Source organism: Clostridium sp. AM27-31LB, from assembly GCF_003480745.1.
GTDB classification, from domain to species: Bacteria; Bacillota; Clostridia; order Lachnospirales; family Lachnospiraceae; genus Butyribacter; species Butyribacter intestini.
In genome coordinates, this window is record NZ_QUJS01000009.1 from 126,777 (window position 1) to 144,796 (window position 18,020).

At 36.4% G+C, this 18,020-nt stretch carries 16 protein-coding genes and 1 pseudogene; 4 read left to right on the plus strand and 13 right to left on the minus strand.

Annotated features, from left to right (window positions below; genetic code table 11):
* Nucleotide 1 precedes the first annotated feature (1 nt).
* From DW721_RS12935 to DW721_RS12950, 4 genes are all read right to left on the minus strand, one after another.
* Nucleotides 2–304, minus strand: a complete 303-nt coding sequence (locus tag DW721_RS12935) for a hypothetical protein (protein WP_008121271.1) — start codon at nucleotides 302–304, stop codon at nucleotides 2–4.
* A 9-nt stretch (nucleotides 305–313) separates the two neighbouring features.
* Entirely contained in the window at nucleotides 314–520 is a 207-nt protein-coding gene (locus DW721_RS12940) for a helix-turn-helix transcriptional regulator (RefSeq protein ID WP_118745997.1), read from the minus strand.
* Nucleotides 517–846, minus strand: coding sequence for a DUF6442 family protein (locus tag DW721_RS12945; RefSeq protein ID WP_005608366.1), 330 nt, complete (start codon nucleotides 844–846; stop codon nucleotides 517–519). The genes DW721_RS12940 and DW721_RS12945 overlap by 4 nt, the downstream gene beginning before the upstream one ends.
* Nucleotides 847–1,060: 214 nt before the next feature.
* Entirely contained in the window at nucleotides 1,061–1,384 is a 324-nt protein-coding gene (locus DW721_RS12950) for a TnpV protein (RefSeq protein ID WP_118745998.1), read from the minus strand.
* Nucleotides 1,385–1,537: 153 nt separating this feature from the next.
* Between DW721_RS12950 and DW721_RS12960 the strand changes: the two are divergent.
* Nucleotides 1,538–1,714 (plus strand): annotated as a pseudogene (locus tag DW721_RS12960) (tyrosine-type recombinase/integrase); the annotation flags it as partial.
* Nucleotides 1,715–1,788: 74 nt separating this feature from the next.
* Here the strand turns inward: DW721_RS12960 and DW721_RS12965 are convergent.
* The 4 genes from DW721_RS12965 to DW721_RS12980 form a co-directional block, all read right to left on the minus strand.
* Nucleotides 1,789–4,299: a heavy metal translocating P-type ATPase gene (locus DW721_RS12965; RefSeq protein WP_118745999.1), complete on the minus strand. Its 2,511-nt coding sequence runs from the start codon at nucleotides 4,297–4,299 to the stop codon at nucleotides 1,789–1,791.
* Nucleotides 4,300–4,504: 205 nt separating this feature from the next.
* Nucleotides 4,505–4,849 (minus strand): metalloregulator ArsR/SmtB family transcription factor, encoded by a 345-nt coding sequence (locus DW721_RS12970; protein WP_022013529.1) that lies wholly within the window; start codon nucleotides 4,847–4,849, stop codon nucleotides 4,505–4,507.
* A 277-nt stretch (nucleotides 4,850–5,126) separates the two neighbouring features.
* Nucleotides 5,127–6,086 (minus strand): glycosyltransferase family 2 protein, encoded by a 960-nt coding sequence (locus DW721_RS12975; protein WP_055945512.1) that lies wholly within the window; start codon nucleotides 6,084–6,086, stop codon nucleotides 5,127–5,129.
* Between the two features lie 163 nt (nucleotides 6,087–6,249).
* On the minus strand, nucleotides 6,250–8,838 hold the full coding sequence (locus DW721_RS12980) for a PBP1A family penicillin-binding protein (RefSeq protein ID WP_118746000.1): 2,589 nt from the start codon (nucleotides 8,836–8,838) through the stop codon (nucleotides 6,250–6,252).
* Nucleotides 8,839–9,320: 482 nt separating this feature from the next.
* Between DW721_RS12980 and spoIIR the strand changes: the two genes are divergently transcribed.
* Nucleotides 9,321–10,079 (plus strand): stage II sporulation protein R, encoded by a 759-nt coding sequence (spoIIR, locus tag DW721_RS12985; protein ID WP_118746001.1) that lies wholly within the window; start codon nucleotides 9,321–9,323, stop codon nucleotides 10,077–10,079.
* 173 nt (nucleotides 10,080–10,252) lie between these two features.
* Entirely contained in the window at nucleotides 10,253–10,687 is a 435-nt protein-coding gene (locus DW721_RS12990; protein WP_055945517.1) for a DUF1934 domain-containing protein, read from the plus strand.
* A 51-nt stretch (nucleotides 10,688–10,738) separates the two neighbouring features.
* On the opposite strand, the gene DW721_RS12995 is transcribed toward DW721_RS12990, so the two are convergent.
* Nucleotides 10,739–11,230 carry a hypothetical protein gene (locus DW721_RS12995; protein ID WP_022013534.1) on the minus strand — a complete coding sequence of 164 codons (492 nt, stop codon included), beginning with the start codon at nucleotides 11,228–11,230 and terminating at the stop codon, nucleotides 10,739–10,741.
* 291 nt (nucleotides 11,231–11,521) lie between these two features.
* The gene (locus DW721_RS13000; protein ID WP_055945519.1) at nucleotides 11,522–12,241 is read right to left on the minus strand and encodes a lysophospholipid acyltransferase family protein; all 720 of its coding nucleotides are present in this window, start codon (nucleotides 12,239–12,241) and stop codon (nucleotides 11,522–11,524) included.
* Nucleotides 12,242–12,696: 455 nt separating this feature from the next.
* On the opposite strand from DW721_RS13000, the gene DW721_RS13005 reads away from it, so the two are divergent.
* Nucleotides 12,697–13,578: a LysR family transcriptional regulator gene (locus tag DW721_RS13005; RefSeq protein WP_022013536.1), complete on the plus strand. Its 882-nt coding sequence runs from the start codon at nucleotides 12,697–12,699 to the stop codon at nucleotides 13,576–13,578.
* A gap of 142 nt (nucleotides 13,579–13,720) precedes the next feature.
* On the opposite strand, the gene DW721_RS13010 is transcribed toward DW721_RS13005, so the two are convergent.
* The 3 genes from DW721_RS13010 to DW721_RS16160 all read right to left on the minus strand — a co-directional run.
* A complete protein-coding gene (locus DW721_RS13010; protein WP_118746002.1) occupies nucleotides 13,721–15,256 on the minus strand; it encodes a leucine-rich repeat domain-containing protein in 1,536 nt (511 codons plus the stop codon).
* A gap of 121 nt (nucleotides 15,257–15,377) precedes the next feature.
* Nucleotides 15,378–16,727 (minus strand): leucine-rich repeat protein, encoded by a 1,350-nt coding sequence (locus tag DW721_RS13015; RefSeq protein WP_182436323.1) that lies wholly within the window; start codon nucleotides 16,725–16,727, stop codon nucleotides 15,378–15,380.
* Between the two features lie 213 nt (nucleotides 16,728–16,940).
* The coding region (locus DW721_RS16160; protein ID WP_182436324.1) for a helveticin J family class III bacteriocin at nucleotides 16,941–18,020 on the minus strand (1,080 nt) is incomplete at its 5' end.

Consider the following 18,020-nt stretch of genomic DNA (forward strand, 5'->3'; position numbering starts at 1 on the left):
CTCAAAAAATTCCTTTATTGTATTTGAACTGTCCATACAATATAAAGCCTAATCCGACAATAACTGCTGGAAGAATGATATAATCTATAATTATTTCACTCCAAAACGAAACAATAAAACCTAATACAAGAGATATTCCTATAATCAGCGTTCCTGTGCCGACTGTTTTTCCATACTTTGGTATATCTTCTTCCTTTACTTTTCGCCTGTTATAAGAGTGAATTGTGCTGATATTACCTTTGATATTTACAATTCCCACAACAGATATGAACACTCCCAAAATCAACATTATAATATTTTCCATAATGACCTCCTAAAAATAGAATAGTTCCTCAAATTTTTTGTCCAATGCAATACAAAGAATTAGAGCCAATTTTGCAGTTTGATTAAACTGTCCTGTTTCAATAGAACTAATGGTATTTCTTGACACCCCTACCATTTCTGCAAGCTGAGCTTGAGAAAGATTTGCTTCTGTGCGAACTTCCTTTAAGTGATTTTTCAGTTGTAATTGTTCTTTCATATTCTCACCTCTAAAAGGTGGCTAACAAATCCAACAAATGCCAAAATGGAAAGCACAAAAAACAGAACGGTCAAGACCAAATCACTCTTTCGCTTCATTTTGATAAAACGAACTAACCATTGTGTTGCAATAATGCTGAAGTATATAACCCACGGACTGTAAATCATAGTATGAGCAAGCACAGAAGATAACAGCGAAAGCAAACAACACACTAAAGCACCAACTCTGCTTGCGTGACTTCCGGCTTGATATACCACTTCCATTTCAGCCAAGTCCTTATTGCGATGTTCTTTTCTGCTTGCATTTAAGATTTCGTCCTTTTTCATAAAAACACCTCCATGCCAAGTTTTCTTTGCATATTTTAATTATACACATACCAAGTTTTCTTGTCAATAGAGTTCATAAAAAAGTTACAACCGATATAATAGGTAACTTTTCTACCACTTCGATTATACTCGCAACTTAATGACTTCTTGAATACTTGCCGAAAAAGAAAAACTGCCATCGGTTTGACAGCAGTTCTTCTTCGGTTGGTATCCGTTAGGAATACACAATATCATTCAATACAATCTCATCGGCACAGTCTCGAATGTTATTCATCAATCCTATCCATCTCATCATATCCGTTGCTTTCAGTTCTTCCGTTACACCTTGCTTCTTTGCCATTTCCTTTATCAGATATTCCGCCATATCACGAGCCGAAGTATCAATTTCGGCAAGGTGTTCATATAACTTTCCGCTTGTCAGCAGATTAAAATATAGCACACGCTTATGTTCCCTCAAATATCGTTGCCGCAACCGTCCGTATTTTGAAAGGGGAGGACTTTCCTCTACTGTCAGGCAGGGATAATAGTAATCTCCGATGAGTTCGTATCAGATACCTGTTCTTTCGTCTGTAATAAATCTTTGCATAGTATTTTCTCCTTTTGCTTCTTGTGGTAAAACTCCAATGATTTTTTGTTGTGGTTTACCTTTGTACATTCATCTGAACAGAATTTCTGCTGACTGTGTGTAGGCCAGTTACGGCACACCTACACCAGCAACCTGCTCTCAAACGTGGCAGCTCCAAAAGATGTACAGGAACTGTTAGGACATTCCGATGTCAGTACCACAATGAACATTTACGCTCACTCAACAAGAAAAGCAAAGCGGGATTCCGCAAGACTTCTTGATAAAGTAGCGAGCAACGCTTAATAAAAAATCCCCTTATTTCCCTTGCGGATTCCTCACAAGTTCATAAAATAATATTCTTTATTCCTTTTATTTTCTCACTCTTTCTTCCCAAACAAAATCCTTACCGAATTAAGCACGCATATCATTGCAACTCCGGAATCAGCAAATACAGCCATCCACATTGATGCAATTCCCACAAATCCAAGAACCATTACAAGTGCCTTTATTATAAGTGCTCCTATTACATTCTGCATTGCAACGGCTTTTGTTTTCCTGGCAATCTTTATACTTTCAGGTATAGCTGAGAGCCTTGAATTCATAAACACAACATCTGCTGCTTCTATCGCTGCATCTGCTCCGCTTCCCATAGCCGCTCCTACATCTGCCCCTGCAAGTACCGGTGCATCATTTATTCCATCACCGACAAACATAACCGCACCTTTTTCCTCACGGATTTTTGAAAGATTGTTAAGTTTATCCTGCGGAAGCTGTTTTGCATAGCAGACATCTATTCCCGCTTCTTTTGCTACCATCTCGGCATTTTTCTGAGAGTCGCCCGTAAGCATTGCAGTCCAAAGACCGTACCTTCTTATGTCATTTATCGCCTGTTTTGAGTCTGATTTTATCTTATCATTGATAACGATATATCCGATATATTTCCCCTCAAATGCAAGCAATACTTCTGTTCCATAAATTTCTTTTGCTTTTTCAGGCACTTCAATCCCATTCATGGCAAGAAGCTCTAAATTTCCACATAAAAGTTTTCCATCTTCAAGTATGACTTCCATTCCTTTTCCGGAAATTTCCTTTATATCCGCAACCTGAGGTATATCGAGTCGTCTGTTTTTCACTTCCTCCATAATGCTCGTAGCTATCGGATGTGTTGAACGGCTCTCTGCTGCCCCTGCAAATGCAAGCACTCTGTCCTCTGTATATCCACCGTCACTTACTATCTGTGCTACTTTGAAATTTCCCTCCGTCACTGTTCCTGTCTTATCCATGACAACTGCTTTTACCGCTGCAAGTGATTCAAGAGAAACACCGCCCTTGAACAAAATTCCTTTTTTAGAACCTGCACCTATTCCTGCAAAGAAAGCAAGCGGTACACTAAGAACAAGTGCACAAGGACAGCTTATTACAAGAAAAGTAAGTGCCGTGTATATCCAGTAATGCCAGTTTCCCGTTATAAATGACGGGATAACCGCCGTAGCCAAAGCTGCAAATACAACGATAGGTGTATATACTCTTGCAAATTTGCTTATAAATCTGTCAATCTTAGGTTTTGATGCCGCCGCATTTTCAACAGCTTCAAGAATACGGCTTACCATAGACTCTTCCAAAATTTTCTCAACCTTTACATATATAACCCCCGACATATTTACACAGCCCGAAACAACTTCACTTCCCTCTTTTACCCCTACAGGAACAGGCTCACCCGTTACCGCCGAAGTATCAATGCGGCTATCCCCCTTGATGATAACACCGTCAAGTGGTATTCTGTCGCCAGGTCTTACCTCGATAACATCTCCAACCTCTATTTCCTCAGGGGCAAGTTCTATTACATTGTTTCCGTCTACATATCTTACAATCTCCGGACGCATATCAACTGCTTCCATAATCTGTTTGCGGCTCTTTCCAACTGCAATATCCTCAAAAAGCTCGCCAATCTCATAAAACAGCATAACTCCTACTGCCTCCGGATATTCACCCGTTGCAAATGCACCGGTTGTTGCAATGCTCATAAGGAAGTTTTCATCAAAAACTTTTCCTCTGAAAAGATTTTTAACAGCCTTTAAGACAACCTCACCACCAAGTATCACATATGACACAACGAAAAGAGCTATATACACAGCCGGCATAGCATTAAGATATTTCTGACAGACAACACCACCTATAAAAACGAATGCACCGGTTACAATTTTTATAAGTTCCAATTTGACATCATCATCTCCATCTTCATCCGCTTCAACTGATTTCTCCTTTTCACTGCTATATTCCTCAATGACAGTTCCCGGTTCCATTTTGTCTGCTATCTCTCTAAGTTTTGGAAGAACTTCGTCGGGATTTTTGGCTTCTACCAAAAGCTGGCTTGTCGCAAAAGTCAATGTAACCGCCACATCCGACAGTTCGTTCATCTTTTTTTCAACTTTAGCTGCACAGTTCGCACAATCAATGCCCTCTATACGATACTTTTTCTTAGCCACACCCTCAAGGTGCTTATAGTGATGCTCGTGTTCTTTATGCTCTCCACAGCAACAATCATCATCGCAGCAATCGTCGCCATGGTGATGATGATGTTCATGTCCCTCATGCTCTCCACGACAACAATCGTCTTCACAGAAATCGTCGTCATGGTAGTGGGATTTCTTCTTTCCTCCATGTTTTCTTGTCTTTGAGATTTCCTCTATCACCGTGCCCGGCTCCATCTTGTCGGCAATTTTTCTAAGTTCAATTAATACCTCGTCAGGATTTTCAGCATCTACCATAAGCTGGCTCGTCGCAAATGTCAATGTAACTTCCACATCCGGCAGTTCATTCATCTTTTTTTCAACTTTAGCTGCACAATTCGCACAGTCAATACCCTCTATATGATATTTCTTTCTCATAATATTACACCTCACTTTTATTTATATTTGTTTGTAACGGTTCAGCCATAAAAAATAATTGCAACACAAAGCTGAATTGTCACATTGTTCTGATATATTAAAATTGATGTTCATATGAACAATTATTCATATGTTGTTTTTAATATATCATATGCAATAAAAAAAGGCAAGTGAAAATTTGCCGAGATGAAAACGAAATACTCTCCTACTCCTCCACGTGCTCAATCCCCTGTCTCAATATCGTGAAAACATGCTCATCCGCAAGTGTGTAAAGCACAGTTTTGCCCTCTTTTCTAAACTTGACAAGCCTGTTCTGTTTCAATATGCGAAGCTGATGCGATATAGCACTCTGCGTCATATTTAAAATAGATGCGATGTCATAAACACACATCTCATTCTCAAACAGAACATAGAGAATTTTAATTCTGGTCGAATCTCCAAAAACCTTGAACAAATCCGCAAGATCATACAACTCACTCTCGTCCGGCATCTTGTTATCAATCTCCTCAGCTGTCTTTTCATCAATCGTCATATATGTTTTCTCATCCATATTAAAACTCCATTCCAAACATTTGATATTTATATTATTACTATTTATCGCTATAAAATCACCAAAACATTATTTTCCAGCATATATCATAAAACATTCTACTTTATTACCAACCACATTTATATACAAAAACACACCCAGCATCGTTAGAAAGCATATTTGTATGTAAAGCACATCCGGCATTGTCACAAAACATTTTCATATGTAAAGCACATCAAAACTTACAATATAATATTATACTGACAGCCGACTTTCATTGCACTGAATTGGATTGTGCCTACACATCCATCCCAAGCCTCCTCAACGCCAACTTAGGTATCTCCCCGGAGCTCCTTATATCAAGAATACTCTCCGTCTCCGTAAGTCCATTCTGATACCACATGACAGCCTCCGAAACATTCCCGATACTTTCATAATAAACTCCCAGTTCACAACATATCTCAGCACATAATGTAGTAGCCGCATCTTTGAGGGCACATTCCATAAATGCCACCGCATCACCCTTCAATCTATAACACCTTGCCAGCACACAAAAGGCTTCTTTCACTTCATCTATACTTCTGCCATCTTCTTCAAGCGTTCTTTTAAACAGACGCTCAGCCTTTAAAAAATCTTTATCTTCTCCCGAACGGAAAAGCTCCATCGCATACATATGATGAAGTTTCTTTGAAAACCTTTTCCCATCTGCCGCTATCCTCTCAAATGCTTTAAAATCTCTTGTTGCATGATTTGTAAGCGGTCTGTGTTCCACAATAATATCACTGTCATATACAACCGGGTCTATTCTTAAAGTCTCATGTATCTGGTCTATCCAGGTAAACGCTCTTAATCTCTTATAAAGTTTTGGTCTGTATTCCTCTTCAAAATTGTAAACCGTACTTAATTCAGCCGGTGTATGATAAATCATCTGAACAATTTCTATCTCAGGAAGCATTATCTTCTTTAACTGACGAAGCTTTTCTTTGTTTTCATTATCCAGATATTCATCTGCATCTGCTGTATAAATATAATCACCAACTGCCTTTGATGCCGCAAAATTTCTTGCATCTGCAAAATCATTGCACCATTTATAATCAAAAACCTTATCGGTATATTTCTTTGCAATTTCTTTTGTCCTGTCAGTTGAACCAGTATCTACGATAATTATCTCATCCATGATATCGCAAAGACTGTTGAGACACCTTGAAAGCACTTCCTCCTCATCCTTCACTATCATACATAAACTAAAAGTCGTCATACCATCCCTCGTTTCATGCCTGTTTACTCTCATCAATTTTATATATAAATTTTATATATAAATTTTATATATACACTGTACCTGCATAATTTTAATCTGAAAGCCTTGCTGTGACAAATTTATGGATTTAAAAATGCAAAGCAAGGCTATTCTGTTAATATTGTTATTCCTGCATATCATCCGTACCTACATCATCCGGATTGGAATTATCTCCACCACCAACATCGTCCGGCTGTGAATCTGTTCCGTCGTCGGTATCTCCCGTATCAACATTGTCACTTGACGGCTTTTTAGTAGGAGGTGTTTTATCACCACTATCACCCGTATCTGTTCCATCGTCAGTTACTGGTGCTTCTGTTGGTTCTGTTTCATCCGCTTCTGCTGCATCCGGATCAATCGTAGGCACAGCCGTTGCCGTTGTATTTCCATCCGAGCCATAACTTCCACTGTATCCGCTTGATGAACTTGTACTCTTTTCTCCATCATAAGACTTAAATTCAACATTCTTAAGCCCCTGATGTATATCCGACATAAATTCACGCCATATCCTAAGCGGATATGTATTTCCATACAAGTCTGAAATAGTCTTCGGGTTATCATATCCTACCCATACTGTAGTAGTATAATATGGTGTATATCCACAAAACCATCCGTCTTTTTTATCACTTGTGGTTCCTGTCTTACCTGCACATGACATATTGTCAAGTGCGTTTCCTCTTGCTGTTCCACTCACAAGAACTCCTTGCAAAATGCTTGTCATCATCCTTGCGGCATTTTTCTTATATACCTGTTTTTCCCTGCGGATCTTTTTATTATTTACTATAGTCTTGCCATCCGCATCCGTAATCTTGCTTATGCAGGTAGGCTCTCTGAACAAACCGTCATTTTCTATTGTTGCAAATGCAGATGCCATCTCAACAGTTGTGACACCGTTTGTCAGACCACCAAGCGAAGCCGCCGGATAATAATCGGAGTCTGTAATGTTGGCAAATCCCATCTTAATAGGATATGAAAGCCCCACCTCAGGTGTAAGTTCCTGGAAAAGTTTCCATGCGATTACATTCTTTGATTTTTCAACTGCATATCTAAGTGATATTTTTCCGGCATAACTTCCGTCAGCATTGTGTGGACCTCCATTAAAATAAGTATCATCAACTATGCTGTCAGGTGTATATCCTCTCTCAAGCTGCGGCGTATAGACCGCTATCGGCTTAAAACAGCTTCCCGGCTGTCTGTAACTCTGATAAGCTCTGTTTAGTGTATATCCTGTAATACTCTTTTGCTTTCGCCCACCTACTATTGCAACAACAAGCCCGTTTGAATTATCTATACAGGTAGCTGCACCCTGTAATTTATACACTTTATCCTTCTTTGTCTTTTCCTTAAATCCTGCAAGCTGGTCATTTACTGCCTTTTGAAGTTTCTTCTGCTTCTTTTTATTCAGCGAAGTATAAATCCTATACCCACCGGTATATAAAGAATTGTGACATTCATCGTACAACTTGTCATATTCCTTATCATACTGTTTCTTTTCTTCATCATTTTTAAACTTGTACTTAAACTCAAATCCTCTCGCTTTCATAAGTGCCTTTGTGGCACAGCTTACGGCATATGTTGTCATATAATTCTGAGTCTTTATTGCCTGTGCAGGCTTTAATACTATTTTTTCATAATTTGCGTCACTGTACTCAGCAGCCGATATACAATCTTCATCAAGCATCTGTTTTAAAATACGGTTCTTTCTCTTGAGCGTGTTCTGGTAATGCTCCAAAGGGTTATAAAAACTTGGTCTGTTCGGTATAGAGCACAGAAATACAGCTTCTGCAAGGTCAAGGTCTTTCGCCGGCTTATTAAAATATCCCCTGCTCGCCGCTTCTATACCATAATATCCATTTGCAAAATAAATATTATTTATATAAAATTCAAGAATCTGATCTTTTGTATATTTCTTTTCAAGATCCAAAGCAATAAATATTTCCCTGACTTTTCGCTCATAGGTTCTCTCATTTGACAAAAATACATTTTTTGCAAGCTGCTGTGTTATTGTACTTCCACCTCGTGAAATATCCTTATGTCTTAATTTGCTCTCAACAAGCATAACCGCTGCTTTTGCAGTAGACCAAAAGTTTACACCCTCATGCTTATAAAAATCTCTATCCTCAGTAACAACCATTGCGTCTTTTACCGATTGTGGAATCTCATCAAAGCTAAGATAATACGAGTCCTTATCACCTTTAAGCTTTGCTATCATGGACTTATTTGAAGCATAGATAATACTTGTCTCCGATGCCCTAAATGTATCTGCTGTCGAATTTTCAACAACATCCGTTGCTTCCATCTTCCATTTTAGGAGGTCATCACCAAATTTAAAATATATAACAACAAGTGCAGCAAGTATCGCTATAAGTGCAATAAGCATAAAAATCTTAAAACCAAACCAAAACTTTTTATGTCTTCTCTGTTTTTTCAGCTTCTTCTGTTGCTTTTTAGCCTGTTTTGGTGAAAGTGTATTTCCGGCTTCGACTCTTCTTGTGCCTGCCGCCTGTGCACGCTTTCCGTACTGTCCCGCATTACCACTGTACTGTCCACGAGTCTGTTCCACTCTCTGACCGTATGCCCCACTTCCGTTTCTGCCATAACCGCCACCTGAAACATTTCCTGCCTGCCTGTTTCCCGACTGTCTCTCTCTGACAACAATGTCATCCGGATTAAACACTCTGGTGTCTCCTCTTCTTATATTTCTATTTGACATATATTAATCCTCATTTCCGAGCAACTTGTTGCTAATAGGCAAATATTGAACAAATTTTCATTTATTAAGTTCTTTTAAAACTCCATCTCCCTGACTTTCAGTCAAGAAGCCTCCCTCGCTTTCAGCTCGGTTAATTTCAAATTTGCGTCTGCCTTAAAAACAATTTGTTCTGCTCAAAAACAAATTGCCATGCAAAAAATCCTGCATATATAGATTTTTCACACTAACTCCCAATTAACGCTATAATAACATATTTACGCTGACAATGCACCTTTTCGCCATCATCTTAATAAAAACTTTAGCTGATGTTCGCATATACAAAATGCATAAATATGTGAATAAAATTTTTTTTCACGGCAACACTCCCCATTATGACAGGTCACAAAACAGTCGGTTTCATCCGCATATTAAATGCCAAATGCAACATATGCATGGACAACGGTAATAAATGACGGTCAAATAAAAAACGGAGTGTTAAAAACATGAACAAAACAAAATTATATAAGCTTATATTTATTATCGCCATTTATTCGGCAGCATTTACACTTTTACTTATCAGTATTAAAAATTATACATCTTATCTGAGCACATACAAAAACAATAAAACTACACAACATACCAAAGTTTTATCCACAAAACACATCAAAAAAGCAAACTGTATCAACAAAATACAGAAAAATATTGCAAAAAGTGTGTTAAGACTTCATGTCATTGCCAACAGTGACAGCGATAACGACCAGAATTTAAAACTAAAAGTAAGAGATAGTATCTTACATGAACTTCAGACCGGTTTAAACACAGCCACTTCACCGGCTCAGGCAAAACAGTATGTTGCCTCAAAATTTCAAAATATTAAAAATACCGCCGATTATACTATTCACCAAAATGGTTATTCTTATTCGGTAAAAGTATTTATACAAAACCGATATTTTCCTGTAAAAACATACGGAGATCTCACATTTCCGGCAGGATATTATGATGCCCTATGTGTTGAAATCGGCAAAGCTGCCGGTCACAACTGGTGGTGCGTCCTCTTTCCAAGTCTCTGCTTTGAAAACGCAACGACAGCTACAGTTCCTGACGAGTCAAAAGCAAAGCTGAAAAATTCACTTACCCGTGAAGAATATGATTCCCTTGAAAAACCACAGCACACAAAAAATGATGGCAAAAATGCCGCCGATGTAAAAATCCGCTGCGGAATTTATGATGTATTTACAAACAATTCAACAACAGAACCGTAACAGTTCAGCCATAAAAATATAATCGGTAATATCCGAACTTGCTCCTTATATTACTGATTACAATAAAATCTTTTACATTTATCATGTAACATTGTACTTTCCCACATTCATATGCTATAATGTGCTCTACACGGGTAACACTGAACGAATAGAGAAATGAAGTGAGGAATACTATGAACAATAATGTACTTGTCACCGTACACGGTCTGCAACATGAAATAGATGATAAAGAGGGCATACAGACAAAACAGACCGGAAACTACCGCCTTGTCGCCGGAAAACACATAATATCATATAAAGAATATTTCAGAGATGAGGAAACTGGGAGAGATGCTACAATATCAAATCTCCTTAAAATATCAGGAGATACCGTCACACTGACAAAGCGTGGTGCAACAAACACCGAAATGACATTTAAAACTGGAAAAACACATACAGGTTTTTATGAAACACCCTTTGGTTCAATGCAGATGTCCCTTGATACTACACGAGTTGACATCAAAGAAGCTGACGATAAAATAGAGATTTCCATCGATTACGGACTTGACATGAATTACAGCCATGTCTCTGACTGCACTATAACGATGGTTATTGAGTCATTAAATTAAAAAAATCCGCTGCTCACGATGAAAATATGAACAGCGGATTTTAAATAACCTTTACTTGTCTTTAGAAAACTTATTCTTAATCTTCTGAGAAAACTTAACTTTCTTTGGTTTAGCCTCAAGATTTGTACGAAGACCCTGAACCTTTGTAATATAGATACCGCTCACTGTCGCACGAACTGATTTTTTAACAGGAATAAGTTCAAAAATCTTTTCATCACAGATAAGCGTCATAATCTTTGGTCCGACCTTAGCTTTTACGATAGGCACTTTCTGACCTCTGAGATACTTAGGTGTCTGGTCTATAACAAGCTGTGGAAGACCCGACTCTTTAAGCTTCATACGCTTTTTATCAACTATAAGCAATGACACATTCTGTGCTGCTGCCTCTATCTCTTTCTGTGTGCTTTCCTGACGTTTCTGCAATTTTCTGCCATATATACTAAGGGCAACAAGTGCAGCTATCAGCAAAACGATAATTACAATCATAACCACGACCCACACTTTTACCCCAAGTACAGGCACTAAAACAAATTCATTGTTCATAAAATGTAACCTCTTTCTGCATAAATTCTTTTTCGTGCTCCAGACACGAATATCAATCCATAGATTTTTATGTCAAGCGGATATTCGCAGCCAGTTGTTACAAGACAGCTTACGGAAATTCCCCCTTAAAATAAAAACCGTTTCCATATTAGTATAACACACTTTACGGTATTGTGCAAAAAACTTTGCAGCTCCGGTATATCGTAAAGTCAGGCAAATATTCTCAATTCGCTCTGCCGCTTCCTTATATAGTGTTAAATCTTTGATATATCTCATTAACCAGTGAACAGACTATGCATTTGCTTTAACTTTCTCTCCGATTATCTCTCTAACCTTTTCACCAACATGCTTCTTCTCGGCTCTCTCCATCTCTTCCATATAAACAGGCTCACAATACTCTATAGTCACATGAGCACTGTGAATCCACGGAAGATGCTTTTCAAAGACCTCATCGGTATTGTTTATCGCAACCGGAATGATAGGACATTTCGCCTTATCAGCAAGTTTAAAACTCGCCTCATGGAACTCTAGAAGCTCCTCGCCCTTATTTCTTGTTCCCTCAGGTGCAATATATATAGAAGTTCCATTCTTTAAAAGTTCAATACCCTGCAAAATGGTTTTCATGCCCTCTTTTATATTTTCCCTGTCAAGAAAAAGACAATTCATCTGTTTCATCCACCATGAAATCATAGGTGTTTTTTCAATTTCCTTTTTAGAGACAAAAGCCGTAGGCATAGGTGCTGTTGTGTAACCCACTAGAATATCAAAAAATCCTCTGTGATTGTAGGCATAAAGTGCCGCTCTGTCTTTCACTATATTCTCTCTGCCCTTAACGGTCAGCTTCACACCCGACAGAAACAAAATCACTTTAAAGCCGCCCTTGACACATACCTGTGCAGCAACCGCCTTTTTTCTCTCATCAAATTTGCCGATGATCCATAACACAAGAGCCATCGGAATCGTAAAAATTGTATAAAGTATTAAAAAAATCGCAACCAGTATAAGTCTCATATCAATCCTCATTTCTTTTTTCTTAAAGTACCCTGCATTGTCAAGCGTATATTTGCAATCCGCTCCGCCATTTGCCTGATAGTGTTAAATATTTTCCACATTACACCGCCTGATTATTATAACAGATTATTTTCCGAATTACAAAAAATAAATTGCATATCGTTTCCTTGCAATCCAACAAAAACCATATTATACTATAAAAACGAAAAATCAATAATTTTCGTTGCACTTATTTCCATACTTGTAACAGTTCAGCCTTTCATTTCAGAAATTCATAAACCTGCCAGCAAGCTGTCAGTCGCTGCTATGCAGCTTATGTTTATTTCATTTCAGAAATGAAAGGCTATTCTACCATAAAAAGATACTTAACAATACAATGAACAAGTTCATTGTATTGCCAATTATCTTTTTATGGCTGAACTGTTACCCATACTTTTACAAAAATGAGGTGTTATATGACTTTAGATTACTACAGAATTTTCTTCTATGTGGCAAGATATAAAAGTTTTTCAAAAGCCGCAGAAGCATTGAACAACAATCAGCCAAACATCACACGATATATGAATATTTTAGAAAGTGAACTCGGCTGTAAACTTCTTATCCGTTCGCACAAAGGTGTCAAACTCACACCTGAAGGAAAACAGCTTTATGACCATGTTGCTGTAGCTATGGCTCAGCTTACCACTGGCGAAAACGAACTTATACGAAACAAAAGTCTTGAAACTGGAATTGTTTCGATAGGTGTAAGCGAAACGGCACTTAGACTTTTTCTTTTACCTAAACTTGAAAAATTCCACAAAAAATACCCTCATGTGAGACTCAGAATTTCCAATCATTCCGCACCACAGGCAGTTTCAGCTCTTGAAAAGGGTTTGGTCGACTTTGCCGTCATCACAACTCCGGTAGACTATAAAAAGCCACTGCACATGACTACCCTTTACCCTTTCAAAGAAATACTCATCTGCGGTAAAGACTATAGTGAAATTGCCCAAAAACGACAAAGCCTTCACGACCTTTTAAACATACCGTTTATCTCACTGACAGACGGAACCGCTACACACGATTCACATCATCAGTATTTTTTTGACAATCATCTCAAATTTGCACCTGATATAGAAGCTGCAACAACTGACCAGATAATACCTATGGTAATACATAACCTCGGCATCGGTTTCTGCCCTGAAAAACTTGCAAAACCTTTTATTGAAAGTGGAGATATTCTCCAAATTCCACTTATTGAAAGTGAACTTGAAAGGGAAATATGCCTCATTCAAGATATAAGTCGTGGTACAAGCATCGCAGTGTCTAAACTCATAAATATGCTGATTGAAGATTGAAAAAATTTAAATAAAAAAAAGAGGACTTTGTCGTTCACATATTTTCTATAATGTGACTTTGCAATGTCCTCTTTCTGCTTTGTTACATTTCTATACTGTCCTATACCGGAGTAATCCTAATAATATTGTAATTATTTTAACCTTATTTTTCCATGACAATCCTAACACTCTCTCCACCGGCAAATGCCTTGTCAGATATATGTATATTATCTCTCTTTACATATACAACAGCATACCAATTATCATTTTCATCTTTCAGTCCACAACCTTCAAATGCGTAATCTTCTATAAATTCGACTCCATTTTCCAAAGTAATATAACTTATGTCGTACTCCGAAAATGCCTCCGTTCCTATTGTTTTAACATTATCCGGAATTACAAGACCGACTATATCTTCCCGTGTCTCAGTTTCATCTGTATCCGTTTCTTCTTTTTTAAGATAACTGCACAGATAACCATCTGCAAGCATGAGCATACGCTCATTTTTTTCATTTAAACTCGCAAATCCCTTTCTCAACAATTCATTTTTCAAAGATTTTTTCCAGTACTTATTTGTTGTCCATAACCTCTGTATTGATTTATTGTCAAGCTGGGACATATTTAAGCTTACTTTAATATTTTTACATTTATAATGTGAAATGTCAAAATTCAAATCATTATCGCTTGTTATTTTAACAACTGATTTAGGAAATACAATTTCTCTAAGCACACTCATTCCATATGTTCTATACCCATAACTTCTTGTAGCTACTGTACTACATTTATCCGATATGACTACCTTTTTTCTTCCAAGCGGTATCCTTACGAGTGTTTTTCCGTCTTTTGAATATATCATCCCATCAACACTCTTAAAATGTGGATCTTTTGATGAAACTTCATAGCTTTCGCACTCTGCTAATCTTTTCAAAATATCGGTATTAAGTGCAGTTGTAAATTTCACTTTCTTTATCGGGTCGGATGAACCATCATCTCTTCTTTTATAATAAAACAAGTCCGTACATGAAAAAAAATCATTATCAATAGAGGGTTTTGGAACTTTTATCACTTCTACATCTCCCGGCATAGTCACAGTCTCAAGTTTTTTGCAACCGTCAAGCACTCCAACACCGAGTTTCTTAACAGATTTTGGTATAGTAATATTTTTTATTTTTGTATAGCAAAATGCCTGTACCCCTATTCTCTCAACGGATTTAGGGATATTTATCTTTTCAATATTACAGCCCTCAAAAGCCCATTTTTTAATTACTTTAAGATTTTTAGGTAATTTTATGCTTTTAACTGCGGTATTATTAAATGCACTTATTCCTATTGTTTTTAAAGAATTTGGCAATATAACTGTTTTCAGATTTTTACAGTCCTTAAATGCTTCATCCGGTAACCAGGTAACTCCTTCTTTTACTATGACTTTTCTTATTGATTTTTTGGGGAGTACCGTTTCATTAACGGCTACAAAAGGATCTCCTTTCTTTTGAATCGTAAGGACACCATTTTTAAGCTGCATTGAGCCGCCTAATATTTTAATATACGAATTTGTTTTTTTCTTCGCCGCTAAAGTTTTATCAGACTGCATAAACATAGTCGCTGCTGCAGCTAAAATAAAAACTCCAAACACAATAATGGTTTTTAAAAGCAAACCGCCTATGAGTTTTCTGCTTATAATATATTTTTCTTTTTTCATACTGAGCCTCCCTTTCTAAGCATGATAAAATTTACATTTGCACTATATCAATGCCATAAATATATTACTTCCTACCACTTGTCACACCCAAATCTAATGTTTGTTGTCATACTGTGGTGCATCAATGAGTCAATCTTATTATTTCATACTCTCCGCAGTTATCAAAAGTGTATCTCTGAATCATTATCTCTTTGTTTGTATATACTTTTATCTCTTTATTTCCGGCAAAAGCATACTTTGGCAGCGTTTCTATGTTATTATTAAGCACTACCGACCTTATCGAAAATTTCTGTGAAGTTGAACTCAAAAGTGAGTTAAATGCATTCTCACGAATATACTTTACTTCGTCAGGAATCGTTATCTCTGCATTTTTCTTTTCTCCAACATAGCCATACAATCCTCCATCCTCACGAATTATTACCATATCATTTTTTATTGTTGCATAATTCATTCTTACAAGTTCATTTGCAAGTGACTTCTTCCAAATAAAATACGAATCCCATAAAATTTTAATCGTGTCTAAATCAAGTTTATCTGTTTTAAACTCAACTTCAATATCTGTACACTTTTTTAATGTCACACCGGAAATATCATTATCATATCCCCCTTGCAGACTTTTGAATGTTGAAGGAAAGATAATCTTTTTTATTTTACCGCACCCACTATACATATAGTTATTATACTTGCCATTAATATATTTGCCTGTATCATATTTATAGCTCTGTATATCTATAATTTCACAACCTTCTGCAATACTAACCTCGCTCTTTCCATAAGGTACAACTTCAAGTATTTTTCCATCTTTTGAATATATACAACCATCTATGCTCTTGTAATAAGGATCATCCGACAAAACTTCAAATCCCTCACAATCTCCTACAAAGCTCTGACAATCTCCATTAAAATTCGTTGAAAATTTTACTTTTTTAACAATATTTGAATTATCATTTCCAAGTATCAATGAACCGATAAGATTCTTTTTATTGGCTGCTTTTTTAGGTTCTCTTGCCCAAAAATTTCCCGGTATTGTTAATTTCTTGAGATTTTTACAATTTTGAAGCATACCATAACCTAAATTTCCCGCTTTTTTAGGAATCGTTATTTTCTCTACTCCCGTGTTATAAAATGCCATTGCACCTATTCTGTTTACAGTTGGTGCTATTGTTATAACTGTTGCCTTGCTGCAATCCCTAAATGCATCTTCCGGCAGTTCGGTTACTCCATTTTTAATAACAATCTTTTTAATCTTCTTTTTTTGTGCAACCTTTGGCATGGCACTCTCAGGCATTTTTCCTTTGCCTGAAACCGTAAATGTGCCATTCTTCAATGCGGAACTTACTTTTTTCACTGTTGTTTTTTTGGCTGATGCTTTTTCTGTCACCAAAAATCCACAAAATAAACATAGGCTGCAAATCATTACTGTAAAAGTAAATATATTTTTTATTCTTTTGGTACTTTTTTTATTTTTCATACTGACCCTCCATTTCTGCACACTTTTTTGCATAGTATTAAATATGATATATTTCGTGCATAAAATTTGTGCCAAGTGTGTACAGACACAAATCCTGCATACAAAAATTTATTCCTCATTCTTAATTCTCGCATCATATCATATCATCTCTTATAATATAAGACAGCATTTCTTTAATTTTGTTGCAAGTCATACAAAATTTCGCATATATTTTTATTCATATATAAGTCCATTATCAACAGAATATATGTATGCCTTGTTTCTTGATTTTTCATTCTTAGGAGACACGCCTATATATATTTTATTATTACACACCTGTATGCCCTCTATTTCAATCTCTTCAGATATATCCCAATATACATTGTAATATATTGTTCTTTTTGATTTTTTAAAAATAACACAAAGATCTGCTCTAGTATTATATGTACCATTCCCATCGCATACTATGTATATATTTAAACTATTATCAATTGCAATTCCCTGTAATTGACTAACCGGTAAATCATTAGAATTAATCTCATAATCATAACATGCTGCTTGTAATTTATCACTATACTTAAAGCTCATATCTTTAGCTGAATTACTGTCCAACACTTGCTTTACCACATCAAAATCATAAAATGAATATTGAACCGCTCTTTGTGTATTCTGTTTAAACATAAGTATCTTTTTATTATCCGGAGACACATAAACCGCACATCTTCTTATATTATTAAATGGTTCTCTTGTTTTATTTGAATATTCTGTATCTTCAAGCATATTGATATTTTTACTTGTTTTAGTAGTTCCTGCATCATACACAATCCTACCAATTTTATTTGCTTCCCAAGATTTTTCATTTGTAGGATTATTATTTACCGCATTCGCACATACAATAAAATACTGTTTATTATTATACTGATACGGAATCAGATTTTGACCATGTCCAACACCTTCAATATTCATATCATCTACTCTCTTAGCAGTTTTATTGTCCTTTGTGTCAATCACACACCTTGAAATTTTAACATTTCCCTGTTGTTCACGATTATCATTTATAGTATATGTCTGCGTAACATATATCTCATTATTCATTACATATATATTTTGTATTGGCCTGTTTATTGAAGATACCCCATTCATTTTTTTAAAATTAAAACCTTCTATTACAAAACTTAAATTTCCTTTTATCATATTTCTTGCCATATTCCCTTGCGGAACTGCATCATTTACATCAATTTCTACCTTTCCATTTTCATCAGGCACAATATTTTTATCACTCAAATCTAATGTCATTCCTGCAAGGTCATCAAA